This is a genomic window from Methylobacterium sp. AC315 (assembly GCF_979253755.1).
Genome location: NZ_CEEDEA010000004.1, coordinates 66779 through 93550, shown reverse-complemented (window position 1 = coordinate 93550; position 26772 = coordinate 66779). Strand labels below are relative to the sequence as shown.

The 26772-nt window shown below is 70.1% G+C and carries 28 protein-coding genes; 19 read left to right on the top strand and 9 right to left on the bottom strand.

Annotation, left to right across the window (positions count from 1 at the left end; genetic code table 11):
- Positions 1–91 precede the first annotated feature (91 nt).
- From AC0IY0_RS08090 to AC0IY0_RS08080, 3 genes are all read left to right on the top strand, one after another.
- Entirely contained in the window at positions 92–823 is a 732-nt protein-coding gene (locus tag AC0IY0_RS08090) for an MIP/aquaporin family protein (RefSeq protein WP_147909191.1), read from the top strand.
- Between the two features lie 128 nt (positions 824–951).
- Positions 952–1947: a lipoyl synthase gene (gene lipA / locus AC0IY0_RS08085; RefSeq protein WP_147909192.1), complete on the top strand. Its 996-nt coding sequence runs from the start codon at positions 952–954 to the stop codon at positions 1945–1947.
- Positions 1948–1963: 16 nt separating this feature from the next.
- Positions 1964–2434 (top strand): type II toxin-antitoxin system RatA family toxin, encoded by a 471-nt coding sequence (locus AC0IY0_RS08080; RefSeq protein WP_471763531.1) that lies wholly within the window; start codon positions 1964–1966, stop codon positions 2432–2434.
- Between the two features lie 5 nt (positions 2435–2439).
- Here the strand turns inward: AC0IY0_RS08080 and AC0IY0_RS08075 are convergent, their stop codons facing one another.
- Together AC0IY0_RS08075 and AC0IY0_RS08070 are read right to left on the bottom strand one after the other, a co-directional pair.
- Positions 2440–3657, bottom strand: a complete 1218-nt coding sequence (locus AC0IY0_RS08075; protein WP_471763529.1) for an FAD-dependent oxidoreductase — start codon at positions 3655–3657, stop codon at positions 2440–2442.
- Positions 3658–3677: 20 nt separating this feature from the next.
- The gene (locus AC0IY0_RS08070) at positions 3678–4175 is read right to left on the bottom strand and encodes a CinA family protein (RefSeq protein ID WP_147939567.1); all 498 of its coding nucleotides are present in this window, start codon (positions 4173–4175) and stop codon (positions 3678–3680) included.
- A 101-nt stretch (positions 4176–4276) separates the two neighbouring features.
- Here AC0IY0_RS08070 and AC0IY0_RS08065 point away from each other — a divergent pair, with 101 nt between their 5' ends.
- Positions 4277–4675 (top strand): MAPEG family protein, encoded by a 399-nt coding sequence (locus tag AC0IY0_RS08065; RefSeq protein ID WP_147939566.1) that lies wholly within the window; start codon positions 4277–4279, stop codon positions 4673–4675.
- Positions 4676–4929: 254 nt separating this feature from the next.
- Here AC0IY0_RS08065 and AC0IY0_RS08060 read toward each other — a convergent pair whose 3' ends face one another.
- Positions 4930–6261 (bottom strand): bifunctional 2-C-methyl-D-erythritol 4-phosphate cytidylyltransferase/2-C-methyl-D-erythritol 2,4-cyclodiphosphate synthase, encoded by a 1332-nt coding sequence (locus AC0IY0_RS08060; RefSeq protein WP_147909197.1) that lies wholly within the window; start codon positions 6259–6261, stop codon positions 4930–4932.
- Between the two features lie 172 nt (positions 6262–6433).
- On the opposite strand from AC0IY0_RS08060, the gene dusB reads away from it, so the two are divergent.
- The 3 genes from dusB to ntrC are packed head-to-tail and all read left to right on the top strand — an operon-like array spanning position 6434 to position 10104.
- On the top strand, positions 6434–7456 hold the full coding sequence (gene dusB, locus AC0IY0_RS08055; protein WP_471763527.1) for a tRNA dihydrouridine synthase DusB: 1023 nt from the start codon (positions 6434–6436) through the stop codon (positions 7454–7456).
- Positions 7453–8595, top strand: coding sequence for a two-component system sensor histidine kinase NtrB (locus AC0IY0_RS08050; RefSeq protein ID WP_147909199.1), 1143 nt, complete (start codon positions 7453–7455; stop codon positions 8593–8595). The genes dusB and AC0IY0_RS08050 overlap by 4 nt, the downstream gene beginning before the upstream one ends.
- A gap of 48 nt (positions 8596–8643) precedes the next feature.
- Complete coding sequence (gene ntrC / locus AC0IY0_RS08045) at positions 8644–10104, top strand: nitrogen regulation protein NR(I) (protein ID WP_147909200.1); 1461 nt, start codon at positions 8644–8646, stop codon at positions 10102–10104.
- A 51-nt stretch (positions 10105–10155) separates the two neighbouring features.
- On the opposite strand, the gene AC0IY0_RS08040 is transcribed toward ntrC, so the two are convergent.
- Positions 10156–10458 carry a hypothetical protein gene (locus tag AC0IY0_RS08040; RefSeq protein ID WP_246692262.1) on the bottom strand — a complete coding sequence of 101 codons (303 nt, stop codon included), beginning with the start codon at positions 10456–10458 and terminating at the stop codon, positions 10156–10158.
- A gap of 74 nt (positions 10459–10532) precedes the next feature.
- Between AC0IY0_RS08040 and AC0IY0_RS08035 the strand changes: the two genes are divergently transcribed.
- The gene (locus AC0IY0_RS08035) at positions 10533–10706 is read left to right on the top strand and encodes a ribosome modulation factor (protein ID WP_187193593.1); all 174 of its coding nucleotides are present in this window, start codon (positions 10533–10535) and stop codon (positions 10704–10706) included.
- 29 nt (positions 10707–10735) lie between these two features.
- Here the strand turns inward: AC0IY0_RS08035 and AC0IY0_RS08030 are convergent, their stop codons facing one another.
- A complete protein-coding gene (locus AC0IY0_RS08030; RefSeq protein WP_147909202.1) occupies positions 10736–11095 on the bottom strand; it encodes a type II toxin-antitoxin system HicB family antitoxin in 360 nt (119 codons plus the stop codon).
- On the bottom strand, positions 11092–11358 hold the full coding sequence (locus tag AC0IY0_RS08025) for a type II toxin-antitoxin system HicA family toxin (RefSeq protein ID WP_471763526.1): 267 nt from the start codon (positions 11356–11358) through the stop codon (positions 11092–11094). The genes AC0IY0_RS08030 and AC0IY0_RS08025 overlap by 4 nt, the downstream gene beginning before the upstream one ends.
- A 164-nt stretch (positions 11359–11522) precedes the next feature.
- On the opposite strand from AC0IY0_RS08025, the gene metC reads away from it, so the two are divergent.
- From metC to AC0IY0_RS07980, 9 genes are all read left to right on the top strand, one after another.
- On the top strand, positions 11523–12713 hold the full coding sequence (gene metC / locus AC0IY0_RS08020; protein ID WP_471763525.1) for a cystathionine beta-lyase: 1191 nt from the start codon (positions 11523–11525) through the stop codon (positions 12711–12713).
- 82 nt (positions 12714–12795) lie between these two features.
- A complete protein-coding gene (locus AC0IY0_RS08015; protein ID WP_471763524.1) occupies positions 12796–14517 on the top strand; it encodes an ArnT family glycosyltransferase in 1722 nt (573 codons plus the stop codon).
- Complete coding sequence (locus AC0IY0_RS08010; RefSeq protein WP_471763523.1) at positions 14514–15281, top strand: glycosyltransferase family 2 protein; 768 nt, start codon at positions 14514–14516, stop codon at positions 15279–15281. Before AC0IY0_RS08015 ends, AC0IY0_RS08010 begins: the two co-directional genes overlap by 4 nt.
- Positions 15275–15610, top strand: coding sequence for a lipid-A-disaccharide synthase N-terminal domain-containing protein (locus AC0IY0_RS08005; protein WP_147909207.1), 336 nt, complete (start codon positions 15275–15277; stop codon positions 15608–15610). Before AC0IY0_RS08010 ends, AC0IY0_RS08005 begins: the two co-directional genes overlap by 7 nt.
- Entirely contained in the window at positions 15607–16206 is a 600-nt protein-coding gene (locus AC0IY0_RS08000) for a pyridoxamine 5'-phosphate oxidase family protein (protein WP_147909208.1), read from the top strand. The genes AC0IY0_RS08005 and AC0IY0_RS08000 overlap by 4 nt, the downstream gene beginning before the upstream one ends.
- 307 nt (positions 16207–16513) lie before the next feature.
- Positions 16514–18148 carry a methyl-accepting chemotaxis protein gene (locus tag AC0IY0_RS07995; RefSeq protein WP_471763522.1) on the top strand — a complete coding sequence of 545 codons (1635 nt, stop codon included), beginning with the start codon at positions 16514–16516 and terminating at the stop codon, positions 18146–18148.
- A gap of 149 nt (positions 18149–18297) precedes the next feature.
- Positions 18298–19197 (top strand): EamA family transporter RarD, encoded by a 900-nt coding sequence (rarD, locus tag AC0IY0_RS07990; protein ID WP_147939558.1) that lies wholly within the window; start codon positions 18298–18300, stop codon positions 19195–19197.
- 48 nt (positions 19198–19245) lie between these two features.
- Positions 19246–21645, top strand: a complete 2400-nt coding sequence (locus tag AC0IY0_RS07985; RefSeq protein ID WP_471763520.1) for a response regulator — start codon at positions 19246–19248, stop codon at positions 21643–21645.
- Entirely contained in the window at positions 21642–21923 is a 282-nt protein-coding gene (locus AC0IY0_RS07980; RefSeq protein WP_471763518.1) for a hypothetical protein, read from the top strand. Before AC0IY0_RS07985 ends, AC0IY0_RS07980 begins: the two co-directional genes overlap by 4 nt.
- Positions 21924–22288: 365 nt before the next feature.
- On the opposite strand, the gene AC0IY0_RS07975 is transcribed toward AC0IY0_RS07980, so the two are convergent.
- Both AC0IY0_RS07975 and AC0IY0_RS07970 read right to left on the bottom strand, forming a co-directional pair.
- Positions 22289–22834, bottom strand: a complete 546-nt coding sequence (locus AC0IY0_RS07975; RefSeq protein WP_471763724.1) for a GNAT family N-acetyltransferase — start codon at positions 22832–22834, stop codon at positions 22289–22291.
- Positions 22835–23379: 545 nt separating this feature from the next.
- On the bottom strand, positions 23380–24405 hold the full coding sequence (locus AC0IY0_RS07970) for a P1 family peptidase (protein ID WP_471763517.1): 1026 nt from the start codon (positions 24403–24405) through the stop codon (positions 23380–23382).
- Between the two features lie 95 nt (positions 24406–24500).
- Between AC0IY0_RS07970 and AC0IY0_RS07965 the strand changes: the two genes are divergently transcribed.
- Complete coding sequence (locus tag AC0IY0_RS07965) at positions 24501–25370, top strand: NAD(P)-dependent oxidoreductase (RefSeq protein ID WP_471763516.1); 870 nt, start codon at positions 24501–24503, stop codon at positions 25368–25370.
- A gap of 13 nt (positions 25371–25383) precedes the next feature.
- Here the strand turns inward: AC0IY0_RS07965 and AC0IY0_RS07960 are convergent, their stop codons facing one another.
- On the bottom strand, positions 25384–26235 hold the full coding sequence (locus AC0IY0_RS07960; RefSeq protein ID WP_471763514.1) for a S49 family peptidase: 852 nt from the start codon (positions 26233–26235) through the stop codon (positions 25384–25386).
- 217 nt (positions 26236–26452) lie between these two features.
- On the opposite strand from AC0IY0_RS07960, the gene AC0IY0_RS07955 reads away from it, so the two are divergent.
- Positions 26453–26755: a hypothetical protein gene (locus AC0IY0_RS07955; protein WP_147909654.1), complete on the top strand. Its 303-nt coding sequence runs from the start codon at positions 26453–26455 to the stop codon at positions 26753–26755.
- The last annotated feature ends 17 nt before the right edge of the window (positions 26756–26772 follow it).

The following is a 26772-nucleotide window of genomic DNA, read 5'->3' as shown; positions in this document are numbered from 1 at the left end:
TTCCGACCTCCAGCCGACGCCCGAGGTCGGCGACGGAAGAACCTCAAAAAAAGACTTTCGGAACAAGACGATCTTTGGGGGAGACCAGACCATGACGTCGCCATTCCTGGGTGAATTCCTCGGCACGATGACCCTGATCGTGCTCGGAGACGGCGTCGTCGCCGGCGCCCTGCTCAAGGGATCCAAGGCCGAGAACGCGGGCTGGATCGCGATCACCGCCGGCTGGGCCTTCGCGGTGCTCGCCGGGATCTTCGTCGCCACCGCCACCGGCAGCCCGGACGCGCACCTCAACCCGGCCGTGACCGTGGCGGGCGCCGTCAGCTCCGGGGATGTCTCGAAGCTCGCCGTCTACATCCCGGCCCAGATGCTCGGCGCCTTCGCGGGGGCGGCGATCGTCTGGCTGCACTACCTGCCGCACTGGGCGGCAACCCCCGAGCAGGACCTGAAGCTCGCCTGCTTCTGCACCGGGCCGGCGATCCGGGACGCCAAGGCCAACTGGACGTCGGAGATCATCGCGACCTTCTTCCTGATCCTGACCATCTCGGCGCTGGTGACCAACACGCTGGGCGCCTCCGGGGCGATCCCGCGCGGGGTCGCGCCCTACATGGTCGGCATGCTGGTCTGGGGCGTCGGCCTCTCGCTCGGCGGCACCACCGGCTACGCCATCAACCCCGCTCGCGACCTCGGGCCGCGCATCGCCCACGCAATCCTGCCGATCGCCGGAAAGGGCGCGTCCGACTGGGGCTACGCGCTGGTTCCGGTGGGCGGCCCGGTGATCGGGGCGGCACTGGCCGGCCTGCTCGTGCGGGTGCTCGGGATCTGACGGAAACGCGGCATCCTCAACCACCGCATGGCGTCCCGGCGTCGCGGTGGTTTGCGGCGCGGGGCCGGGCGCCTTAAGTCAGTCTCTACTGACCGACCGCGCCCCCGGGCGCTTCCCCGCGGTGTGGCATGGCCATCGTCCTCGACATCCTGAAGAACGATCCGCGCGCCGCGCGCCTGCGCCATCCCGAGAAGGCGCACCGGCCGGACCAGCCTGTCCAGGCGAAGAAGCCGGACTGGATCCGGGTCAAGGCGCCGGGCTCCAAGGCCTGGACCGAGACCCAGAAGATCGTGCGCGAGCACGGCCTCGTCACGGTCTGCGAGGAGGCCGGCTGCCCGAATATCGGCGAGTGCTGGGAGAAGCGGCACGCCACCTTCATGATCATGGGCGACACCTGCACGCGGGCCTGCGCCTTCTGCAACGTCCGCACCGGCCTGCCAGACGCGCTGGATCAGCACGAGCCCGAGAAAATCGCCGACTCGGTGGCCAAGCTCGGCCTGCACCACGTCGTGATCACCTCGGTGGACCGGGACGACCTGAAGGACGGCGGCGCGCAGCATTTCGCCCGGACCATCGCGGCGATCCGTCGTGCGAGCCCCGGTACCACGGTGGAGATCCTCACCCCGGACTTCCTGCGCAAGGACGGGGCCCTGGAGGTCGTGGTCGCGGCCAAGCCCGACGTCTTCAACCACAACTTGGAGACAGTCCCGGCAAAGTACCTGACGGTGCGGCCGGGCGCCCGCTACTTCCACTCGGTGCGCCTGCTGCAGCGGGTGAAGGAGCTCGACCCGACGATCTTCACCAAGTCCGGCATCATGGTCGGCCTGGGCGAGGAGCGCAACGAAGTGCTCCAGCTGATGGACGACCTGCGCTCGGCCGAGGTCGACTTCCTGACCGTCGGCCAGTACCTGCAGCCGTCCAAGAAGCATCACGAGGTCGTGCGCTTCGTACCGCCCGACGAGTTCAAGACCTACGAGACCACCGCCTACGCCAAGGGCTTCCTGCTGGTCTCGGCCACGCCGCTGACCCGCTCGTCGCACCATGCGGGCGAGGATTTCGCCAAGCTTCAGGCGGCCCGGCTCGCCAAGCATGCCTCCTCGCACGCCCCCGCCCTCTCGGCCTGAGCACGTCGGAACAGAAATGCCGTCCTTCCGGGTTACCCGCACGGTGCGGCATTCGCCGCAGCAGATGTACGATCTCGTGGCGGACGTGGAGCGCTATCCCGAGTTCCTGCCGCTGTGCGAATCCCTGCGGGTGATCCGCCGTCAGCAGGTCCAGCACCAGGACATGCCGGAGGGCGGTGAGGTGCTGATCGCCGAGATGGGCGTGGGCTACAAGGCGATCCGCGAGCGCTTCACCACCCGGGTCAGCCTCGATCCGGCCAACCACAAGATCGTGGCCGAGTACATCGACGGCCCGTTCCGGCACCTTGAGAACCGCTGGTTGTTCAAGGAAGCGCCGAATGGTGGCTGCGCCGTGGATTTCTTCATCACCTACGAGTTCAAGAGCCGGACCCTCGGCCTCCTGATGGGCACGATGTTCGACCGCGCCTTCCGCAAGTTCACCGACGCCTTCGAGGGCCGGGCAGACCGGATGTACGGCACCGCCTGAACGCGTCAGGTCCGGGCCGGCGCGGACACGTGCTCCGGCCGCACGCCCATCCCGATCATCCGGGCGGGCAGGACCTGAAGGATCGGCAGCCTGTCGAGGATCCGCAGGGCGAGCGGAGCCCGGAACGGCGCATCGGCCTTGAGCGTGGTGGCGATCACCCGGGCCTGGATGAACCGCTGTAGCGCCTGCGTCGCCCGGACCGGGAACAACCGCCGGGCCTGGACCCGCGCGAGGTCTGCCTCGGCGACCGGCCCGGACCGCAGTGGCCCGGCCAGGATGTTGGCCGCCGCCACCGCGTCCTGGATCGCGAGATTGATGCCGACCCCACCCACCGGTGACATCGCGTGCGCGGCATCGCCGATGCAGAGCAGGCCGGGGCGGTGCCAGCGCTCCAGCCGGTCGACGGTCACGGTGAGGAGCTTGACCGCGTCCCAGTCGGGAATGGACTCGGTGCGGTCGGCCAGGAACGGTGCCATCTCGGCCACCGCCGCCCGGAAGGCCGGCAGCCCCCTGGCGCGAAGCGTCGTGTCCCCGCCCTTCGGGACCAGGTAGGCGCATTGCCAGATGTCGCCCCGGTCGAGGGTGATCAGGAGACGCCCCGGTGCGAAGCGCCCGGCCGCCGCCTCGGGGTCGCCGTCCCGGCGGGGCAGGCGGAACCACAGCACGTCGATCGGCGCCCCGAAGGCCCGGGGCACCAAGCCGGCGCGTTGGCGCATCCGCGAATGCCGGCCATCCGCGCAGAGCACGAGGTCGGCCCGGATCTCCACCGGCCCGTCCGGCCCTTCGGCCCGCACGCCCGCGACCCGGCCCTCCGCTTCGACGAGGTCGCGTGCCTCGGTCCGGCGGATCAGCCGGAACCCCGGATAGCGGCCCGCCTCGCCGGCGAGAAAGTCCAAGAAATCCCATTGCGGCATGAAAGACAGGAATCGGTTGCGGGTCGGCAGCCGGCTGAAATCGGCGACCCGGTAGCTCCGGCCGTTCACGACTCCCGAGAAGGACTCGACCCGCCGCTGGGGCAGGGCGCGAAAGCGCTCGCCGAGGCCGAGCTCGTCCATCAGGTCGAGGGTGGAGGGGTGGATCGTGTCGCCGCGGAAGTCGCGCAGGAAATCCGCGTGCTTCTCCAGCACCGTCACGGCGATCCCGGCCCGGGCGAAGAGCAGTCCGGCCATCATCCCGGCCGGGCCGCCGCCGACGATGCAGAGCTGGGTCTTCAGGCTGGCCATCGACCCCTCCCGCCGCTGGATCAGTCCGCCAGCGCTCCCTCGAGCAGGCCGAGCGCGTCCGCGACCGCCGCGCGGCGGATCGCGCCGCGTCCGAGGTCGCCGTAGCGCCGCTCCAGGTGCCGGCGTCCGCCGTCGCGCAGGGCCAACCCGAAATGCACCAACCCGACCGGCTTCTCGGCGCTGCCGCCGCCGGGGCCTGCGATGCCCGTGATCGCCACCGCGACCGTGGCACGCGAGGCCGACAGCGCCCCGCAGGCCATCGCCCGGGCCACATCCTCGCTGACGGCGCCGTGCCGGCGGATCAGGTCGATCGGCACCCCGATCGCCTCCGCCTTGGCCTCGTTCGAGTAGGTGACGTAGCCGCGCTCGACCACCGCCGAGGAACCCGGCACCGCGGTGAGCAGCCCCGCCACCAGCCCCCCGGTGCACGATTCGGCCGTGACGATCGTGCGCCCGGCCTTGGCGTAGGCCGCGACCAGCGCCTCGGCGCGGTCCAGAAGCTCCGTGTCGTCGATCATCGCACGCGGTTCGCCCTGGGCCGGAGCGCCCTATCTCGTGTTGTGACGCAAGGCCGGCCCTGGCTCAAGGACCAGCTGCCCAGACAGGAAACCCAACACCGATGATCTTCCCCGCGACCACGGCCTTCTACGCCGCGCTGCTCGCCCTCGTGTATCTCGGCTTGTCCGGGTGGGTGATGGGATCCCGCGTCTCCGACAACGTCCTGTTGGGCGACGGCGGCGACGCATCCCTGCTCAAGCGGGTCCGCACCCACGCCAACTTTTCGGAATACGTCCCGCTGGCGCTGATCCTGATCGCCCTGCTGGAGGCTGGCGGCGGCGGCCACGGTCTGGTCCAGGGCCTGCTGATCGCCCTGCTGGTCGGCCGTATCCTCCACCCGATCGGCATGTTCGCCGCGCCGAACACCCCACGCCAGTTCGCATGCCGGGGCGGCGGGATCCTGCTGACGATGGCCACGATCGCCATCGCGGCGATCGCGCTCCTGCTCCGGACGGCGTGATTTCCTTTTTTGGAGAGGGTGCCTTCGGCGTTCAACGCGGATGAGGGCGGGGGTCGGTCGGAAACCCTTCGGCCTCTTCCTCTCGCAGCGCTAACGGCTTCGCGCGACGGGCCGAACGGATCCCCTCGTCCCGCTCGCGGGGAGAGGGGAAGCCGCGCCGTAAAAGCAGAGACGTGAACATCGCGGCTGGGCGCAGCAAGACGTAGAACGCGGCGGCCAGAATAAGCTTCGGTCCGCCAATGCGAACCAGCCGTTTACCCCTGCCGCATCGCGGTCTCGGCCTCGGCGTCGAGCACCGGGCCGTCCTCTTCGGGGAGGCGGATCGTGGCGGCGGCCTGGGCTGCAAGGCCTTCGGCACGGCCGACGAAACCGAGCTTCTCCGTGGTCGTCGCCTTGATCGAAACGGCAGTGAGCGGCACGCCGGCGATCTCGGCGATGCGGGCGCGGATCGCCTCCCGATGCTGGCCGATCCGCGGCGCCTCGGCCAGGACGGTGATGTCGAGATGGTCGATCCGACCGCCGCGGGCGCGGACGAGGGCACAGGCGTGGGCCAGGAACTGGTCCGAGGAAGCGCCCCGCCAACGCTCGTCGGAGGGCGGGAAATGCGTGCCGATATCGCCGTCCGCGATGGCGCCGAGCAGCGCATCGGTGAGCGCATGCAGCGCCACGTCGCCGTCGGAATGAGCCAGCACGCCGCGATCGGCCGGGATCTTGATGCCGCCCAGCCAGACGTGGTCGCCGGACGTGAAGGCGTGGACGTCGAAGCCGGTGCCGAGGCGGGTGACGTAGGCGGTCATGGCGCGGGCTCCGGGCGCTGGCGTTTCGGTTGAATCGGACGCGAAGGCCCGATCCGCCTCGATCAGGTCGGCGGGCTGGGTGATCTTGCGGTTGGCGATGTCGCCCAGGAACACCACCACCGGCAAGCCCGCCCATTCGGCGAGCGCGCCGTCGTCGGTGAAGCCGTCGAGGCCCTGGCCGGCGGCGTCGCGATGCGCGGCGAGCAGGGGGGCGAAGGCGAAGGCTTGGGGGGTCTGGACCGCGCGCAGGTGCTCCCGGGGCGGGGTCTCGATCACGCGGCCGATACCGGGGGCGATCTCGGCGACGCGCTTGACCGTGTCGGTCACCGGCACGCCGGGTACCGCCGCGCCGTGGTCGCGGCCAGCCGCGATCGCCCGGGCGATCAAGGCCGCATCGACGTAGGGGCGGGCGGCGTCGTGGACCAGTACGATCTCCGGCGCAGCACCCGCCGCCAGCGCCTCGAGGCCGGCACGCACCGAGAGCTGGCGCGTGGCCCCGCCCTCGACGGGGGCGCCGATCTTTTCCCGGAGACCGGGGGCGAGTTCGTCCAAGCAACTGAGGAAGAAGTCTGCCGCGTCGGCGGCGATCACCGGCTGGATCCGGTCGATCGTGTCCTGGGCGGCCAGCGCCGCCAGCGTACGGGTCAGAACGGCCTGGCCGCCGACCCTGCGGTACTGCTTGGGCGTGCCGCCGCCGATGCGGATGCCGCGACCGGCCGCCACGACCACCGCGGCGACGCCGGACTCCGTATCCGCGGGTCCGGTGGCAGGCGTGCCGATGGCGGGCATGGGCGGGAAACTCGTGGGATCCTGGCGCGGGAAACGGGGGCGGGCTCGCGGGCCAGCCGTGCTGCCGAACCTCTGCCGGTGAGGGTGCCCGTCGTTTAAGCGGGGGAGGGCTCGAAATCAACGCGCGGTATCCGCTTGCCAGCGGATCGCCCTTGCCTCATTGTTGTGCAGAATGGCGATTGATCATTATTTAAGCGCGCTGCGCCGTGGACGTCCGGGTGGCGGGGAGAAATCCCCCGCCCCGCTCTGCCTGCTCGCGCCCCTGTCCGGGGTCACCGACCTGCACATGCGTCGGATCGCCCGGCGCTGCGGCGCCGACGCGGTGGTGTCCGAAATGGTGGCGGCACGGGAGTTCACCCGCGGCGCCGGCGAGGCGACCCTGCGGGCCGACGGCTCCGGGGTCGACCTGCACGTGGTCCAGTTGGCCGGCTGCGAGGCAGAGCCCATGGCCGAGGCCGCACGCCTCGCGGAGGCCGGTGGCGCCGACGTGATCGACGTCAACATGGGTTGCCCGGCCAAGATCGTCACCGGAATCGCGTCGGGCTCGGCCCTGATGCGCGATCTCGACCATGCCGAACGGCTGCTCGCGGCCGTGCGCGGCGCGGTGTCGGTGCCGGTCACCGTTAAGATGCGGCTCGGCTGGGACGACGCGACCCGCAACGCCGTCGATCTGGCGACCCGGGCCGAGCGGCTCGGGCTCAACGCCGTCACGGTCCACGGGCGGACCCGGCAGCAATTCTACAAAGGCGTGGCCGACTGGGCCGCGATCCGCCCCGTGGTCGAGGCGGTGTCGATCCCGGTGATCGCTAACGGCGACGTGGTCGACCTCGCCAGCGCCCGGGCGTGCCTGGCCGCCTCCGGCGCCGCCGGGGTGATGATCGGGCGCGCGGCCACAGGGCGGCCCTGGCTGGTCGGGCAGGTCGCGGCGGCGCTGGCCGGCCGGCCGACGGATCCGCCGTCTCGGGCCGAGCAGGCCGGGATGGCGGCCGCGCATTACGCCGGGCTGCTGTCGCTCTACGGCCGCCATATGGGCGTGCGCCACGCCCGCAAGCACCTCGCCGCCTATGCCGAGACCGGCGGGGCGCTGGAGCCGGCCGAGCGCGCCGCCCTCCTCACCACCACCGATCCCGAGGTGGCGCTGGCCCTTCTGGCGCGCGCCTTCGGGGCGTCCGAGACCATCCGGGAGGCCGCGTGACCGAGGACGCCTTTCCGCAGGAGCCCGGCGGCCGGCGCGCCACGTCCGGGGAGGCCGTGCTCAACGCCCTGCCGCTGCCGGTCCTGACCATCGGGGGCGACGAGCGGATCCTCCACTGCAACCACGCCGCGGAGGCGTTCTTCGACTATTCCGCGCGCCTGATGCAGCGGCGTCGCCTGCGCGACATCATCCCGTTCGCGTCGCCGATCATCGCGCTCGTGGCCGACGTCCGGCGCCGCCGGGCCAGCGTCAGCGAATACCGGGTCGAGCTGACCCAGCCCCGCCTCGGTCTGGAGCGTAGCGTCGACGTGTTCGCCACGCCGCTCGCCGACGACGACGACGCCGTGGTGATGATGCTTCAGGAGCGCACCATCGCGGACAAGATGAACCGCCAGCTCACCCATCGCGGCGCCGCCCGCTCGATGGTGGCGCTCGGTGCGATGCTGGCCCACGAGATCAAGAACCCGCTCGCCGGCATCCGCGGCGCCGCGCAGCTCCTGGAGGGCACCGGCGCCGAGGAGGACCGGATGCTCACCCGGTTGATCTGCGACGAATCCGACCGGATCGTGCGGATCGTAGAGCGGATGGAGCTGTTCGGTGACGAGCGCCCGGCCGATCGCGGCGCGGTCAACGTCCACGGGGTGCTCGACCAGGTGAAGCGCTCGGCCCAGAGCGGGTTCGCGCGCCATATCCGCTTCGTCGAGACCTACGATCCGTCGCTGCCGCCGGTGCTCGGAAGCCGCGACCAGTTGATCCAGGTGATCCTGAACCTCGTGAAGAACGCCGCCGAGGCGATCGGCCCGGATGCGGTCGAGGGCGAGATCACCCTGTCCACCGCGTTCCGCACCGGCCTGCGCCTGCAGGTGCCGGGCTCGCGCGAGCGGGTCAGCCTGCCGATCGAGGTCGCGATCCGCGACAACGGCCCGGGCATCTCGGCCGACCTGCTGCCGGACCTGTTCGACCCCTTCGTGACCACCAAGTCACAGGGCTCCGGCCTCGGACTTGCATTGGTCGCCAAGATCGTGGGCGACCACGGCGGCATCGTCGAGTGCGATCCCGCCCCCCGCCGCACGACGTTCCGCATTCTTCTGCCGATGTCGAGCGCCCGCGACGGGCGTGAATCGTCGGTCGACCCTTGAAATCGTCTTGTGTTTCGGCCGCCCGGCCGGACGTCTGAGTAGAGAGTCATGCCGAACGGCCACATCATCGTCGCCGACGACGACGCCGCCATCCGCACGGTGCTGAACCAGGCACTATCCCGGGCGGGCTACGAAGTCCGCTCGACGGGCAATTGCGCAACCCTCTGGCGCTGGGTCGCGCAGGGCGAGGGCGACCTCGTCATCACCGACGTGGTGATGCCCGACGAGAACGTGTTCGACCTGCTGCCCCGCATCAAGCGGGTGCGGCCGGAACTGCCGATCATCGTCATGAGCGCGCAGAACACCTTCATGACGGCGATCCGCGCCTCCGAGCGCGGGGCCTACGAGTACCTGCCGAAACCCTTCGACCTGAAGGAGCTTATCGCCATCGTGGGCCGCGCGTTGTCGCGTCCCCGCGGGGCGCCCGCGGCCGGCGCGCCGCCCGACAACGAGGATATCCCGCTGGTCGGGCGCTCGCCCGCCATGCAGGAGATCTACCGGGCGCTCGCCCGGCTGATGCCCACCGACCTCACCGTGATGATCACCGGAGAGTCCGGTACCGGCAAGGAGCTGGTCGCCCGGGCGCTGCACGATTACGGCCGCCGCCGCACCGGCCCGTTCGTGCCGGTCAACATGGCCGCGATCCCGCGCGACCTGATCGAATCCGAGCTGTTCGGCCACGAGAAGGGCGCCTTCACGGGCGCGCTCCAGCGCTCCGCCGGCCGGTTCGAACAGGCCGAGGGCGGCACCCTGTTCCTCGACGAGATCGGCGACATGCCGATGGAGGCCCAGACCCGGCTCCTGCGCGTGCTGCAGCAGGGCGAGTACACCACGGTCGGCGGCCGCGTTCCGATCAAGACCAACGTCCGGATCATCGCGGCGACCAACAAGGACCTGCGGATCTCGATCCAGCAGGGGATCTTCCGCGAAGACCTGTTCTTCCGGCTGAACGTCGTGCCCCTGCGGCTGCCGGCCCTGCGCGAGCGGTCCGAGGACGTGCCGGACCTGATCCGGCACTTCTTCGTGCTGGTCGAGCGCGAGGGCCTGACCCGCAAGTCGCTCGACGGCGACGCCATGGAGCGGCTCAAGCGGTACCGCTGGCCCGGCAACGTCCGCGAGTTGGAGAATCTGGTCCGCCGGCTCGCCGCCCTGTACCCGCAGGAGACGATCACCGGCCCGGTGATCGAGGCCGAGCTCGATACCCTGCCGCTCGCCGCCCCGGCCTCGGCGAACGGCAGCGCCCGCAAGGCCAACGGCGAATCAGAGACCCTGTCCAGCGCGGTGGAGCGCCACCTGTCGGACTACTTCTCCGGCTACCGGGACACGCTGCCGCCGCCCGGGCTCTATCACAGGATCCTGCGGGAGATCGAAGGCCCGCTGATCGGCGCGGCGCTCGCTGCCACGCGGGGCAACCAGATCCGCGCGGCGGAACTGCTGGGGGTCAACCGCAACACCCTGCGCAAGAAGGTCCGCGACCTCGACCTGCAGGTTTTCCGCACCGCCCGGTAGGGGGCCGGCGTACGAGCCGCCTGGCGGGACCCCGTGACGGGCCCCGTCCGCTCAGCGGCGCGGCAGGATCGGGTCGCCGCGCATCAGGGCGTTGAGCCGCTCGGTATCGAACCCGTTCGGGATGCTGGGCACGGCCGCCTTGGGCGTCGGCACGGCCTTGACCGGCGCTGGAAGCGACCCGGTGGCCGAGGGCTCGGCTTGGGCGGCGCGCACCACGGCCGGCGGCGCCAGGTGGGCGAGCCGGTCGGCGCTGACGAAGGCGACGATCGCCGTCGAGACCAGCACGAGGACGCCGCCGAAAAGGGAACGCAGGATACGCACGCAGACGACCCGGAACGCGACTGGAGACGGCAACAGATTACCCGCCGGCCCGTTAACGAAGCCCACCCCAAATCGTCGGGATGGGTGCCAATGTTCGGGAGGCGATATTGACCAACGTCCAGGCCACCGCCAGCGACAGCGCGTTCATTCAGGGGCGCAACGCCCGCCTGTACGGCAAGCCGGCAAGCGAATGTCCCTATCCGGACGGCTCGGAAGAGCATGCCGCCTGGATGCAAGCTTACGAGGAGGCGGTGGTCTCCGATCCGCCCGAGACGCCGTGAGCGATGGGGCCGGGTCGGCGTTAGGCGGTTCAGGCCTCCTCGGTCACGGACCGCATGAGGTTTGAGCCCGCCCGACGCAGGACATCTTCGGCCCATTGATTGAGGCTCGTTCCGGCGAGTTCCGCCGCGCGGGCTGCCTGGGCATGGATTTTCGGGTCAATCCGGAGCATCAGCTTGCCGGAATAAGCCTTTTCCGGCTCCTTTCCGATCGCTCGGCACGCCGCGGTGTAGTCGTCCACCGCCTCATGAAACGCGGCCTTCAGCTCGGGCACGGTGTCCGCGTGAAAGCTGATCACATCGTTGATGCCAGCGATTTGGCCGACGAAAAGCTCATCCTCCTCGTCAAACGCGACGCGGGCACGAAAGCCCTGATAGGTCATCGTGTTCACGGCGACTCTCCCGGTGTGACACCGATTTTGACGAGAAACTCGCGTGTGGCGCGCACCTGATAGCGCGCGGCCTCGTTGGCCGGATGCGGCCGATGGAAAGCAGCCACGACGCCTCTGTACGCGAAACGCACCCGTGACCCGGTCCCTTCAATAAGCCGACATCCGACTGCCAGCAGCAAGCTCTCGATGGCGTGCCATTCGATCGAGGCCGGCACCGGATCCTTGTAGATGGCGCGCAAATTACGCGCATGCCGGCTGTTCATTTCGCGCCCGATCTCGGCGCACGAGATATCACGAGCTGATATCGCCCTAGGCTCATGGGGTCAATCTGGAGGTCGTGCGTCCGCCCCTCTAGCGGCGCCACGCTTGACCTCGCCCAAGCCCGCGGGCTTCGTGTGTCGCAGCGCAACGCGATCCCAGAGCCACAATGTCCCTGACGCCCAAGCCCGAATCCAAGGACAAGTACGGGGCTGCGACGCGCCTCGTCCATGCGGGCCGCGATCCGGGCGCGCAGCACGGCTTCGTCAACACGCCGATCTATCGCGGCTCGACCGTGCTCTATCCGACCTACGACGCGATCAAGAACCGGCGCGGGCGCTACAATTACGGCACCTCGGCGACGCCCACGATGGATTCGCTCACCGATGCCTGGACGGAGCTTGCCGGCGCCGCCGGCACCGTGGTGACGCCCTCGGGATTGTCGGCCCTCACCATCGCGTTGATGGCCGCGGTCTCGGCCGGCGACCACCTCCTCGTCACCGATTCCGCCTACCGGCCGACCCGGCAGTTCTGCGACGGCGTCCTGGCCCGGTTCGGCGTCGCGGTCACCTATTACGATCCGACCGTGGGAGCCGGCATCGCGGAGCTGATGCAACCGAACACCAAGGCGGTGCTGGTCGAGGCGCCGGGCTCCCAGAGCTTCGAGATGCAGGACATTCCGGCCATCGCCGAGGTCGCACATGCGCGAGGCGCCTGCGTGATCATGGACAACACCTGGGCGACGCCGCTGCTGTTCCCGCCCCATGAACGCGGGGTCGACATCGCGGTCGAGGCCGGCACCAAGTATCTCAGCGGTGGCTCGGACCTGCTGATCGGCCTGACCTCCGCCAACGCCGCGTATTACCCGGCGGTACGGCGCACCTTCGATCACCTCGCCCCCTGCGCCGGCGCCGAGGACATCTTCCTGGCGCTCCGGGGTATGCGCACCATGGCGCTGCGCCTGCGCGAGCACGGCCGGGCCGGGCTCGAGATGGCCCGGTGGTTCCAGGCGCGGCCGGAGGTGCTGCGGGTGCTGCATCCGGGGCTGCCGGAGGATCCCGGCCACGCGATCTGGAAGCGCGACTTCTCCGGCGCTTCCGGGCTGTTCGGGGTGATCCTCAAGCCCGTGCCCGAGGCGGCGGTCGCCGGGATGCTGGACGGGCTGGAGCTGTTCGGGATGGGCTTCTCGTGGGGCGGCTTCGAGAGCCTGGTGATCCCGTTCGACTGCGCCGGCTACCGGACGGCGACCCAGTGGGCGCCCGGCGGCCCGGCCCTGCGCTTCCATATCGGGCTGGAGGACATCTCCGACCTCCAGGCCGATCTCGACGCCGGCTTCGCGCGCCTGCGAGCCGCGTCCTGACGGTGCGCCGTCACCGCGCGCGATGACGGCGGACTGACGGGGCATTTGACCTTCCCGTCCGATCCTGATTGACCGGCCGGGCATGACCACGAGCCTCTCCGCCGACGGCATTCCGCGCCGCGCACCTGTCGATCGGATCGGCCGCGGGCTCGACGCGCTGAGCCTGACCCATGCCCGCGCCGCGGCCGCCCTGCTGGCGCTCTGCCTGCTGCTGTTCCTGCCCGGGCAGATCTCCCTGCAGCCGATGGACCGGGACGAGCCGCGCTTCGCCCAGGCCTCGAAGCAGATGCTGGAGAGCGGCGACTTCGTCGACATCCGCTTCCAGGGCGAGGCCCGGCACAAGAAGCCGGTCGGAATCTATTGGGCGCAGGCCGCCGCGGTGGCGGCGGGCGAGGCGCTCGGCGTGCCCGACGCGCGCCGGCAGATCGCCCTCTATCGCATCCCGTCGCTGATCGGCGCGACCGCCTCGGTGCTGCTCGCCTACTGGGCCGCGCTCGCCTTCCTGCCCCGCCGCCTCGCGCTGCTGGCGGCCGCCCTGTACGGCGCCGGGCTGATGCTCTCGGCCGAGGCGCATCTGGCCAAGACCGACGCGCTGCTCGCCGCCTGCGCCACCGCGAGCCTGGGGGCGCTAGCCCGGGTATGGCTGGCGTCCCGGGCCGGCGGACCCTTGGGTCGCGCCGTCTTCCCCGCCTTCTGGCTCGGGATGGCGCTCGGCATCCTGATCAAGGGCCCGATGGTGCCGCTGTTCGTGGTGCTGCCGGCCCTGATCCTGTCGGTGGTGGCGCGCTCGGGTCGCTGGCTCCTGGCGCTGAAGCCGTGGGCGGGGCTGGCGCTCACGCTGCTGCTGGTGGCCCCCTGGTTCGCGGCGATCGCCTGGAAGAGCGGCGGCGCCTTCTATGCTGAGGCGGTAGGGCACGACATGCTGGCCAAGGTCGGCGGCGGGGCCGAGCGGCACTGGGCCCCGCCCGGGGCCTACGCGCTGGCGTTCTTCGCGACCTTCTGGCCCGGCGCGGCCTTCGCGGCGATGAGCCTGCCGCTGGCTTGGCGCGCCCGGCGCGAGCCGGCCTTCGCGTTCCTGATCGCTTCCGTGCTGCCGGCCTGGCTGATCTTCGAGGCGGTGCCGACCAAGCTGCCCCACTACGTCCTGCCGCTGATGCCGTGGCTCGCCATCCTCACCGCCCTGGCCCTGTCCCGCGGTGCGCTCGACCCGCGTCTGCGCGGGGCGCGGGCGACCGCCCTGCTCGTGCCGGCGATTCCTGTGGGTCTGACGCTCGGTCTGTGCCTGGCCGGCTGGCGCCTGGACAGCCACACGCTCCCCTGGGCCGCGCTGCCGCTGCTCGCCGCCGCCTGCGCGGTGGCAGTCCAGGCCTGGATGGCCTTCGCGGGCGGCAGGCCCGAGCGCGCCCTCGTGCTCGGGATCCTCGCGTCCTGCCTGCTCGGGCCGGCGGTACTCGGCGTGGCGCAACGCGCGCTGCCGGCCCTGAAGGTCTCGCCGCGGCTCGCCGCCCTGCGCGACCGCGTGGGCTGCGCGAACCCGCAGGTCGCGAGCCTCGGCTACCGGGAGCCGAGCCTGGTGTTCCTGGCCGGCACCGATCTCGCCCTGCCGCCGGACGGCGCCGCCGCCAGGCAGTTCCTCGAGGCCGGCGACTGCCGGCTGCTGTTCGTGGAAGCCCGGGAGCGGGACGACTTCAACGCCGCCTGGCCGGTGGCGCGGGGCGCGCCCGCGCCGCTCGCCGAGGTCGAGGGCTTCAACCTCAACACCGGCCGGCGGGTCTTCGTGACCGCCTACGGGGTGGCCCCGTGACCGGCGCGCCGAACCTCAGCGTGGTCGTGCCGGTCAAGAACGAGGCCGGCAACATCGCCCCCCTGGTGGCCGAGATCGAGGCCGCCTGCACGCCGCTCGGCTTCGAGCTGATCTACGTCGACGACGGCTCCACCGACGGCACGCCGGCGGCCCTGGCGGCGGCCCGCGCCGGCCGGCCGTGGATGCGGGTGGTGCGGCATGCGCGCGGTGGCGGCCAGTCCGCGGCGGTGCGCAGCGGCGTCCTGGCCGCGCGGGCGCCGGTCGTCGCGACCCTCGACGGCGACGGCCAGAACGACCCGGCCTTCATCCCGGCCCTGCTGGCCGCCCTGGAGGCGGGCGGCGCGCAGGCCGGGCTCGCCCAGGGCGAGCGGCGCGGACGCAAGGATGGGCGCTTCAAGATGCTGCAATCGCGCATCGCCAACGGCGTGCGCGGGCGCATCCTCAAGGACGCCACCCGGGATACCGGCTGCGGCCTGAAGGTCTTCCGCCGGGCCGTGTACCTCCGGCTGCCCTATTTCGACGCCCTGCACCGGTTCATGCCGGCCCTGATGGTGCGCGAAGGGTTTTCGGTGGTCCACCACGACGTGATCGACCGGCCGCGGCTCACCGGCGTCTCGAATTACGGCCTGTTCGACCGGCTCTGGGTCGGGCTCCTCGACCTCGCCGGGGTCTGGTGGCTGATCCGACGCAAGCGCGCCGACCCGCAGCCCGCCGAGATCGCCTCCGATACCGCCATGCCCGCAGACCAGGATGTCGGATGCTGATCCAGCTCGCGCGCGATCTGCCGGACTATTTCTACGACGTGTTCGTCACCCGGCTCGACTTCTGGGTGGTGTTCGGCATCATCGCTCAGCTGGTGTTCGGCTCCCGCTTCATCCTGCAATGGATCGCCAGCGAGCGCGCCGGCCGGAGCGTGATGCCGCTCTCGTTCTGGTTCCTGTCGATCCTGGGCGGGCTGATGACCCTGGTCTACGGATTCGTGCGCCGGGAACCGGTGATCATCATCGGCCAGGGCCTGTCCACCGGCATCTACCTGCGCAACCTGGCGCTGATTTTTCGCGAGCAGCGGCGACGTCGGAGCGACCCGGCATGACCCGCGCTCCCGTGCCGGCCTTCTACGACGACCTCGACGCCAGCTTCGCCGAGCTGTGGCGGCTCTTGGACGAGGGCGCCGCGCAGGGCCGGAGCGGCTTCCACCTGCCGGCCCTGGCGACGCTCGGACCCGAAGGCCCCCGCCTGCGCACGGTGGTGCTGCGCGCCGCCGACGCGAGATCCGGCATCCTGCGGTTCCATTGCGACCGCCGCTCCGACAAGGCCGCCGAGATCCTGGCGCACCCGGCCTGCGCACTCTCCGCCTACGACGCGGCGGCCAAGATCCAGATCCGGATCGAGGGCCGGGCGACGCTCCACACGGACGATGCCGTGGCGGAGGAAGCCTGGGCCGGCTCCCGGGCGATGAGCCGGGTCTGCTACGGCGCCGCCCCCGCTCCGGGCACGGCGCTGCCCACGGGGGACGCCTACACGCTGCCCGACGAGACGGCGGCGGCGACCCTCGGCCGGCCGCATTTCGCCGTCGTCAGGGTACGGGCCGCGCGCCTCGACTTCCTCTACCTTGACCGCCGCGGCCATCGCCGGGCCGCCTGGACCCGGGGCCAGGGTGACTGGACCGGCAGCTGGATCGCCCCGTAAGCCTCACACCGCGGAATGACGGCATTCGGATCGCGCAAACAGCATTAAAATAACGTTCTTTCTTCATTCAAACGCCAGCCTCGCCAAATAATAAGCTTTCATAGCGTCGCTTGATCGAGACAATGCCGTTTCTGTTCTCTCGGAACGGGCAGCGTAGACATCGATCGGCAACAATCCATCTTTCCGCCATTCACATTAATCGACACAGATCTCTCGGGCACGTTCGCCATCGCGCCAAGCAGAGGCTTCCATGGAACTGATAGCCAAGATCAATATTCCCACGAAGCTCTTTTCTGTCATTGCGTTGATGAGTATACTCTTCTTCGGATCAGCTTGGTACACATCACAGAACGTCGCCGGAATCGACGTCGCCTACACGATCCTGCTCGACAAGGAATCGAAGGCGGTCGTCCGGGTGGCGCGTTTGAACCGCGTCGTCGCGCAGCTGAGCTACGTGGCCTTCCGCAGCGCGGCAGAAGCCGGCACGGCGGACGGGACCCGGGTCGGCATGGGCCTCGAGGGCCTCGTGGCCGAAGCCGCGAAGTTGGTCGAAGACGCCCGTCGCGACGCACCCGCCTTCCGGGAGCGGATCGACCGGATCGCTACGCAATTCGACCTCTACGCCCGGACCGTTGGGGACATGCGTAGCCTCGCCGACAAGGGCCAGGGCAGCGAGGCCCTGGTGCTCGCACACCGGACGGCCGAACCGATCCGGGCGGACCTGACCGAGGCCGCCCGCACCCTCGTGGACGACATGGATGTCTCGGTCCAGAAGCGGTCGGACGACCTCACCGTCGAGACCAACGCGACCCGCTCCCTGCTGCTGACCGTGTCGCTCATCGGTATCGCCACGGGCATCGTCGGGGGCGGCCTGGTCGTGATCTACGGCGTGACGCGCCCGATCCGCCGGCTGACGGATGTGCTGCGGCGCATGGCGGACGGCGAGATCGGGGCCGAGATCCCGGAGGCGCGGCGCGGCGACGAGATCGGCCTGATCGGCCGCGCCGTGGAGGGCATCAAGGCGCTCGTCGCCCAGAAGGCCGCCGAGCAGGCCGAGATCCGGCGGATGGCGGACGAGGCCGCCGCCGAGGCGCGCCGCCAGGCGATGCTGGAACTGGCCGACGGCTTCCAGGGCACGGTCGGCCGGATCATCGGCCAGGTCTCGTCCTCGGCCACCGAGCTGCAGGCCACCGCGCAGGCCATGACCGCCACCGCGACCCAGACCGCCAGCCAATCCACCGCCGTGGCGGCCGCCGCCGAGGAGGCCGCCTCCAACGTCAACACGGTGGCGAGCGCGGCCGAGGAGCTGGGCTCGTCGGTCCAGGAGATCAGCCGGCAGGTGGACGGATCCGCCAAGCTCGCTCAGGGCGCCGTGTCCGAGGCAGACCAGACCGCGACGCTGGTGCAGGAGCTGAGCGCCGCCGCCGCCAAGGTCGGTGACGTGGTCCGGCTGATCACCGACATCGCGGCCCAGACCAACCTGCTCGCCCTCAACGCCACGATCGAGGCCGCGCGCGCCGGCGAGGCCGGGCGCGGCTTCGCCGTGGTGGCGGCCGAGGTGAAGGAGCTGGCAAACCAGACCGCCCGGGCCACCGAGGAGGTCGCCGGCCAGATCGGCCAGATCCAGACATCCACCGGCGCGGCCGTCTCGGTGATCGCGGCGATCACCGCTCGGATTAAGGAGATCGAGGCGGTCGCCACCACCATCGCGGCCGCGGTGGAGGAGCAAGGGGCGGCCACCCAGGAGATCGTGCGCAACGTCGGGCAGGCGGCGCAGGGCACCGGCGAGGTGACCAGCAACATCGCCGGCGTGGCCGGCGCCGCCGCGGAGACCGGCCGGGCGGCCGGCCAAGTCCTCGACGCGGCCTCCGAGCTGTCGCGCCAGTCCGAGCATCTCAGCGGCGAGGTCGACCGGTTCCTGGAGACGATCCGGGCCGCCTGAGCCGGGGGGCGCGCCGCGCGTCCACCCGGGATGGCGGCCGAGATGTCAGCCGGGATAGCAGCTCTGCGTCGCGTACCCCTGTCATGGGCGCGACGCCGGGCGTAAAGCCGCAGCACCGTCCGCCCGCTCGGGTCGATCGGGAGGACACCGTGGGCCTGGTCTACGCGCTCGCCGCCTATCTGAGCTGGGGCCTGCTGGTCCCGGTGCATTTCCGCATGCTCGGGGCGTTCAGCCCCAACCACATCCTGGCCGAGCGGATCGTCTGGTCGAGCCTGTTCGCGGGCGCCCTGGCCCTGGCGCTCGCGGCGCGACGGCGCCTGAACCTGCCGCTGCCCCTGCGCCCGCGCCACGCCCTTCTGGCGGTCTCAGCCGCGATGATCGGGGTGAACTGGCTGCTCTACCTCTACGCGATCGACCGCGGACACCTGCTCGACGCGAGCCTCGGCTACTACATCAATCCCCTGGTGAGCGTGGCGTTCGGGCGCGTGGTGTTCGGCGAGCGGCTGCGGCCCCTGCAGGTCGTGGCGGTCACGATCGCGGCGACGGGCGTGGCCGTCGCCGTAGTGTGGGCGGGGGAGTTACCGGCCCTCTCGCTGTCGCTCGCGGTCAGCTTCGCACTCTACGGGCTGGTGCGGAAGTTTGTGGGAGTCGATGCTCTGGTCGGGTTCCTGACCGAGACGCTGCTGCTCCTGCCGCTCGCGATCCTGTGGCTCGTGCTCTCGCCCGAGCCGTTCCTGCCGGCCGAGCCCAGGAACCTAACGCTGCTGATGCTGACCGGGCTCACCACGGCGCTCCCGCTGATCTGGTTCGCCGCCGCCGCGGTGCGCCTGCGGCTGACCACGCTGGGCCTGCTGCAATACGTCGCCCCGACCTGCCTGCTCGGCCTGAGCGTCCTGGTCTATGGCGAGCACGTGGAGCCGCACCGGGCGGCCATGTTCGCCCTGATCTGGCTGGCGCTGGCCCTCTACAGCATCGATGCCCTCCGCGGCCGGCGGCCGGTGGACCCTGTGGTTGAGGTCCGGTCGGATCCCGACCCGATGCGTGTATAAGGAATACCCTGCGCCCCGCGGGGCGAGCGACGGGATTTCGGCGAGCCGATGAGAGAATCCGAGGGCGGCCAAGGCGTCGTCACCGATGCCGATTACAGGAATCTCGCCGAGACGCTGCCGCAGCTGGCTTGGATCGCCGAGGCCGACGGGACCATCGTCTGGTACAACCAACGCTGGTACGATTACACGGGCAGCACCCTGGACGAGATGCGCGGCTGGGGCTGGCGCGCCGTCCACCACCCCGACCACGTCGATGCCGTCACCGAGCGCTTCCGGGCGGCGATCCTGCTCGGCCAGTCCTGGGAGGACACGTTTCCGCTGCGCGGGCGCGACGGGATCTACCGCTGGTTCCTGTCTAAGGCGCTGCCGCACCGGGACGAGGCCGGGACCATCCTGCGCTGGTACGGCACCAACACCGACATCTCCCGCCGCCGCGCCGTCGAGGAGCGCCTGCGCGATTCCGAGCAGCGCTTCCGGGCGCTGGTGGACGCCTCCGCGGCGGTGATCTGGAACACCAACGCGGTGGGCGAGCTGATGCCGCCGCAGGTCCGGTGGAGCACCTATACCGGCCAGACCGAAGAGGCCTACCAGGGCTGGGGCTGGGTCGACGCTGTCCATCCCGACGACAGCGCGCACGCGGCCGATGCCTGGGCCGCCTCCGTGGAGGCGCGCAAGCCCTACGAGGTCGAGTACCGCCTGCGCCGCCACGACGGCGCCTGGCGGGCCATGGAGGTGCGGGGCGTGCCCGTGCTCGCCGCGGACGGCACTTTGCGCGAATGGGTCGGCACCTGCGTCGACGTCACGGAGCGCAAGGAGGCCGAGGAGGAGGTCGAGCGGGCGCGCCAGGCCGCGGAGGCGGCCAACCGGGCGAAAAGCCAGTTCATCGCCAACATGAGCCACGAGCTGCGCACGCCGCTCTCGGCGGTGATCGGCTATTCCGAGATGCTCGGCGAGGAGCTTGAGGATATCGGCCAGGCCGCCCTGCTGCCAGACCTGCGCAAGATCGAGGCGGCCGCCCGGCATCTGCTGTCGCTGATCAACGACGTGCTCGACATCTCGAAGATCGAGGCCGGGCGCATGACCGCCTCGGCCGAGACGTTTTCCGTCTCGGACCTGCTGCGGGACGTGGTCGATTCCACCGGCTCGCTGGTGGAGAAGAAGGGCAACCGCTTCGTCCTCGATGTGGGCGATGAGGCAGGCGAGGCCGGCCTCGGGTCGATGCACCAGGACCAGACCAAGATCCGCCAGTGCCTGCTCAACCTGATCGGCAACGCCGCCAAGTTCACCGAGAAGGGGACGATCCGCCTCACCGTGCGGCACCACCGGGAGGAGGCGGCGGACTGGCTGTCCTTCGCGGTCACCGATACCGGCATCGGCCTGTCCGAGGCGCAGATCGCGCGCCTGTTCGAGCGCTTCGTGCAGGCCGACGACTCGACCACCCGCCAGTTCGGCGGCACCGGCCTCGGCCTCGCGATCACCCGGGCCTTCTGCCAGACCATGGGCGGCGACATCGCGGTGACCAGCACGGAAGGGCAGGGCGCGACCTTCACGATCCGCCTGCCGGCGGTGCTCAAGCCGGAGGACGAGCCGCAGGAGGTCACCGCCGAGGCCGAGGCGACGGCGGTCGAGTCGCACGAGCAGCACGAGACGGTCCTGCTGGTGGACGACGACCCCGCCGCCCGGGAGCTGCTCCAGCGCTTCCTCGAGCGCGAGGGGTTCCACGTCCGCACCGCCAATGACGGCCGGGCCGGCCTGACGCTCGCCCGGGCGCTCAAGCCGCGGGCGATCCTGCTCGATGTCGAGATGCCGCGCATGGACGGCTGGGCGGTGCTGCACGCGGTCCGCAGCGATCCCGATCTCGCCGGGACGCCGGTGATCATGACCTCGGTGGTGGCCGAGCAGGGACTCGGTCAGGCGCTCGGCGCCACCGACTACTTCGTCAAGCCGATCGACTGGGACCGGCTGAAGAGCATGATGGAGCGCTACCGCCCGGAGGGCCCGGGGGAGGCGCGCGTCCTCGTGGTCGACGACGACCCGGATGCCCGGGAGCGCCTGCGCCGGTCGCTCGGCCGCGAGGGTTGGACCGTGGACGAGGCCGAGAACGGACGGATCGCCCTGGAGCGGGTCAGCCAGACGCGCCCGAGCCTGATCCTGCTCGACCTGATGATGCCGGAGATGGACGGGTTCGGCTTCCTGCGGGCGCTGCGCGCCCGGCCGGACGGCGACGTGCCGGTGGTGGTGCTCACCGCCAAGGAGATCACCAGCGCCGAGAAGGCGAGCCTCGGCGCCCAGGCCGACCGGGTGATCGCCAAGGGCTCCATGAGCCTCGCCGAGATCGGCCGGCAGCTGCGGGTGCTCTACGCGCGCTCCGCCGCCGAACCCGTCTCCGGCCGGCTCCAGGGCCTGATCGAGCGGCTCGCCGAGAACGATGTGGGAGAAACACAATGAGCGACAACGGGATCGATCCGGACAAGGCGGCGGCGATCCGCCTGCGGGCGCGGCTGGCGGTGGTGGAGCGGGCGGCGTGGTTCGGCCTCGTCCACGCGATGAAAACGCAGCCCGCCGAGACCGAGGCCTACATCGCCTCCGAGCGGGCGCGCTGTGCGGAAGGCTTTGCCGGAACCGCCTGGGCCAAAGACCTCACCGATGCCGAGCGCAAGATGCTCGGCGCGGAGGTCGATGCCGGGCTGGCGCAGCTGATCGCGGATGCGCGGCAAGAAATATAGATCGACCTATTGTAGCGCACAAACACGCACGCATAGACACGTCGGCAGTCAAGCAAAAAAACAATTCAACGGAACATCTCACAGCAAGAAACGAGATCGGATATTTCTCTTCCAGCCTGTTTGACTGCTCGATCACAGCCGCGTGACGGTTCCGACCAACGGATATCCCAATCGTTCCCCTCATCCTGAGGTGCTGCGCAGCAGCCTCGAAGGAGGCCTCCAGCCAGCCGCGCGATCCCTGGAGGGCTCCTTCGAGGCCTCCGCTTCGCTCCGTCGCCTCAAGATGAGGGCGTGGGTGGGAAAGACCAGTCCAACAACTTTTTATGCTTCGTGCGTTCCTATCCTCTACAGCCTGAAGAAAGTTTTTATCCGACCTCTCTGATGTAGATATTGTAGGTCACGCCATGGATATCGGGCGCGTCGCTGTGCTTGATGAACCCCATGCGGAGATACATCGGCAGCGCCACAGCCATGATCGGCGACGTATGAAGTGCGATGATCGGCGAACGATCGCGTGAGGCACGATCGATGCAGGCCTGGGTCAGTTGCCGACCGAGGCCCCACCCTCGGGCTTCAGGTGCCACGACAAGCATTCTTATGATCGGCCAAGATGGATCGAAGTACGATGCCTTGGGCTTGTGGGGTCCAACATAAACAACGCCTCCGACAATTCGTCCTGCATTCTCCGCAACGATGATTTCGCCCTCTTCGGCAAGATCCCCCATACGAGACACGCCAGCAGCCATGGCTGGCCAGTCCGTATACTCGGACTTAAATTGCTCAAAGGCCGCAAGAGCGATGCTGCCGAGTTGAGCCTTGTCCTGTGAAACGTAGTTCCGTAGAGTCATGATTGTGTCAAACAAGACATCATGGGACGCAGAACCGAAATCATAGCCGCCGTTCCAGCGCATGTCCACGAAACCACACAAACATCTCGGCACTAATTGATGTTATTATTTTAAATTTATTACAATCTCAACAAACGTTCGTCGGGATAGATATTTACGTAGTAGAAACGACACATGCGTCGTCAATAATGGAATTCTGCTGAACGACAATTCCAAGGGTCAGCGGGCCATGCAAACAGAACCGTATCTCCCAATCAATTTCACCATCCCCTCAGAGGCATGGGAGGAAATCGACCGCATACGGCAGTTTTGGAATATCAAATTTGACGATAAGACCGGCGTTCTCATGATCGGCTAGGGAAGGACTATAATGAACGATGGCAGATCATGGATTCGCAGCATCGCAAGCTTCCAAAAAATATCAGAAAGACACAAAATCGAACACGGCATTTAGATACTTTCCGAGCATGAGGTTGTGTTTTTTACGACACCCGAATTCTACGATCAATTCGAGGACAAGGTTATAAGATTCGAGCAGGACAAATATTTTTTCCTGGCGCCAAATTGAAGACACCCGCGATCACGTGCTTCAAGGCCTGTCCCGAAAGCTAAGACTCCCGGAACACGTCGCACCAAGCCGGCGGCAGGCCCGACCACGACAGCGGCGGCGCCGCCACGTAGCCCGGCAGGCTTGTCGCGCAATAGACTCCCCGCGCCACGCTCCGGGCCAGCACCCGCGCGGCGGCGTCGCCCAGGCGGGCGAGATCGGCCACCGGATCGCCCAGCGGCACGGTGCCGGTCGCCACCGCGAAGACGAGATCGCCGTCGAGGGGTGTGTGGACCGGGACCAGGGCACGGGCGAGGCCGTCCTGCGCGGCCACCGCGAGGCGCCGGCACTGGGCCTTGGTCAGGGCGGCATCGGTGGCGACCACCGCGAGCGTCGTGGCCGAGCCGGGCAGGATCCGTGCCGGGAAGGCGAGGGAATCCGCCGGCACCCGGGCGGGGGAGCCGAGGCCGCCGAACTCGTCGCCCACCTCGAACGGCGCGGCCCAGAAATGCGGCCCACCGCCGATTGTGGCGCGGCCGAAAGCGTTGACCGCCGCCAGCGCGCCGACCGTGAAACCGGTGCCCGGCACCGTCGCCGAGGCCGAGCCGATCCCGCCCTTCAGGTTTCCGGTGCGCGCGCCCGTGCCGGCCCCCACGGAGCCCAGGGCGAAGTCGTCCGACGCGGCAGCGGCCGCCAGGAAACCCAGCTCGCGATAGGGCGGGTAGCGGCCCCAATCCTTGTCGCCGCCGTTGAGCAGGTCGAACAGGACCGCCCCCGGCACGATCGGCACCCGCAGCGGGCCGACCGGAAAGCCGCGTTCGGCCTCGGCGAGCCACGCGGTCACGCCCGCGCCCGCGTCGAGCCCGAAGACCGAGCCGCCCGAGAGGACCAGGGCGTCGATCCGCTCCACCGTGCGCTCGGGATCGAGCAGGTCGGTCTCGCGGGTGCCGGGGCCGCCGCCGCGCACGTCCACGGAGGCGATGACGGGCGCGTCGAACAGGATCGCGGTGACCCCGCTGGCGACCGTCGGGTCGCCGGCGTGGCCGACCCGCAGGCCCGGAATGTCTGTGATGCGGTTGCGCAGCATGGCGCGAGCTTGCCATGCCCGGCGATCGGGACAAATCCCCGCCTGCGCCGTCGGGGCCCGGCCCGGGTCGGCACGGCGGCAACGAGGAGCGCGGCATGGACGTCGGATTCATCGGATTGGGGCGGATGGGCCGCGGCATGGCCGCCAACCTCGCGCGGGCGGGCCACCGGGTCCGGGCCTGGAACCGCTCGCCCGAGGGCGCCCGCGGCATCGAGGGCGTGACCCCGGTGGCGAGCGCCGCGGAGGCGTTCGCCGGGGATGCCGTCGTCACCATGCTGGCCGACGACGCAGCCCTCGAGTCGGTGATCGTGGCCGGCGGCCTGCTCGACCAGCCGGAGCGCCCCGGCGTGCATATCGGCATGAGCACGATCTCGGTGGCGCTCGCCCGGCAGCTCGCCGCAATCCACGAGCGGGCGGGCGTTCCTTACGTCTCCGCACCGGTCTTCGGGCGGCCGGACGTGGCCGAGGCCGGCAAGCTCAACATCGTGGCGGCCGGCGCGGCGACCGCGCTCGAGCGCGCCGCGCCGCTGCTCGACGCCATGGGCGCCAAGACCTGGCCCTTCGGCGACGAACCGTCACGGGCCAACGCGGTCAAGCTCGCGGGCAACTTCATGCTGATCTCGGCGATCGAGGCCATGGGCGAGGCCTGCGCGCTGACCGAAGGCCACGGGGTCGCGGGCGCCGACTTCCTCGACCTGATGACCAATACGCTGTTCGCTTCGCCGGTCTACAAGGGCTACGGCGCCTCGATCGCCCAGAACCGCTACGAGCCGCCGGGCTTCGGATTGAGGCTCGGCGCCAAGGACGTGCGGCTGGCGCTCCAGGCGGCGGAGGGCGCGGGCGTGCCGATGCCGTTCGCCAGCGTCCTGCGCGACGGGTTGATCGAGGCGATCAGCTACGGCGACGGCGAGAAGGACCTGGCCGCCCTGGCGCGGGTCTCGGCCCGGCGCGCCGGACGGGGCTGAGGCGCCCCCGGCGTCAGAGCCCGAAGCGGGCGAAGGCCGCGCGTTCCTCCAACGCGGCCACCGCCTCCTCGGCGATGCCGCCCGGGGCCCCGCCCCGGCGCAGCAGGCGGGACAGGAACCCGCCCCGGGCCTCGGCCACGAGCCGCAGGTCGACCGTGTCGCCGAAGCGCGCCCGCATGGTCGAGCGGATATCGCCCAGCGCGTCGACCAGCCCGAGGCCGACCGCCTGACGCCCGGTCCAGACCGCGCCGGTGAACAGGTTTTCCGACGTCGACAGGTTCGGGCGCCGGCTCGTGACGAGGCCGGTGAACAGGTCCTGGATGTCGGCCTGGAGACGCTTCAGACGCGCGACATCGGCGGGGTCCTCCGGGCGGAACGGGTCGAGCATCGACTTGGCTTCGCCCTGGGTGTGCACCCGACGCTCGATGCCGATCTTCTCCAGGAGACCCTGGAAGCCGAAGCCGGCCGAGACCACCCCGATCGATCCGACGATCGAGGTCGGGTCGGCGACGATCTCGTCGGCCGCGCAGGCGATCATGTAGCCGCCCGACGCCGCCACATCCTCGACGAAGGCCACGACCGGGAGCTTCTTCTCGTCGGCCAGGGCCCGGATGCGGCGGTGGATCAGGTGCGACTGCGCCGGGGCGCCGCCCGGCGAGTTGATCACGATCGCCACCGCCTTGATCCCCGGCATCGTGAAGGCCCGCTCCAGGCTGCCGGCGACGCCGCCGATCGAGAGCCCCGGGCGGATCGGCGAGACCGCCCCGATCGTGCCGGACAGCCGGACCACGGCGACCCGCGGACGGCGGTCGCGGAAGCGGCGCGGCAGGAAAGCCCGGAGGGCGTCGGGGAGGGCGAACGGCATGGAGGCTCTTCGGGAAAGGCGGGACGCGGAGGTGCTTCCGCCCGAGGTGGGCGTTCCGGCGGCCGGCGCAAGGGAACCGGGACAGCAGGGCCCAACCGTCTGCGCAGTCAGACCGGATCGAACCGTTTGCCCACCTTGGCGGTTCCTGCCGACGGCGCACGGATCGCGCCGGCCCGGATCGGCTGGACGCTCCGGGTCCTCAAACGGGAGAGAGACGATGCGACCCTGGCCTATCCTGGTCCTGCTCGCTGCGCTGATCGGGGGCTTCGCCGACGCCCCGGCGCGCGCGGCGCCCCTGCCGGTCCCGGCGACCGCCGAGGCGGCAGCCCCCGCCCCGACGGTGCAGCTCGCCCGGTGGCATTACCGGCGCCACTGGCACCGGCGCCATCACTGGCGGCGGCACTGGCACCACCGGCGCCATCACTGGCACCGCCGCCACCATTGGCACCGCCATCACTGGCACCGGCGCCCCGTCGCGTACCGCCGGCATTTCGGCCCGCGGCACCCGACGTTCTACTGACGCGTGCAGCGCGCGCC